At 59.2% G+C, this 650-nt stretch carries 1 protein-coding gene; it reads right to left on the reverse strand.

Translation table 11 applies throughout. The features are described 5' to 3' along the window. Positions 1 to 650: transposase (locus AB3X89_RS40100; protein WP_368588040.1), on the reverse strand; the 650-nt coding region annotated here is incomplete at both ends.

The raw sequence follows: 650 nt of genomic DNA on the forward strand, positions 1-650 counted from the left end.
TATAAGCGAGCGTCTTGAACGCGTAGTGCACCTCGCTGATGCGTTCGAAGCGCAGCAACAGACGGCGAAACTTGTCTTCCCAGGCGAAGACGCGCTCGATGGTTCTGAAGCGCTCCTCGAAGATGGCCGGATCAAAGCGCCGCTTGCGACCGCGTTTAGGCGTTTTGCGCCCACGCGGGTTCTCGGGAATGTTGGGCGCCATGCCACGATTGAAGATCGCGCGTCGGTTGGCACGACAGTCGTAGACGCCATCCAGACTGACGATTGCGCCTTGCAGGTCTGCGCCGATGGCGCGGGCCATTGCAGTGAGTTTCGGCAGCGCCTCGCGCAGCAGGGGCGATTCGTTGCGGTTACCTGGGGCACTGACGAAGGGCGCGATGACGTTGCAGTGGCGATCGCAGAATGGCACCACCTTGTCACCCTTCAGATGTTTGTGGCCGCTGTAGCCGAGTTTGTCACCGCCTTTCTTGGCGGCCGTCGTGGTGCCATCGCCGTGAACAACCGTTAGATCAAGCAGGCTGTCGTCATGAAGCCTGCTTACCGAGCCAGCAAAGATGGCATCGATGCAACCCTCGGCCTGCCAGCGACGAAACGATCGATAGATACGCGTATAGTGAATTTCGGGGAGACCTTTTGCATTCCTCTCGATA

The organism is Paraburkholderia sp. BR14320, assembly GCF_040948665.1.
Lineage (GTDB): Bacteria > Pseudomonadota > Gammaproteobacteria > Burkholderiales > Burkholderiaceae > Paraburkholderia > Paraburkholderia youngii.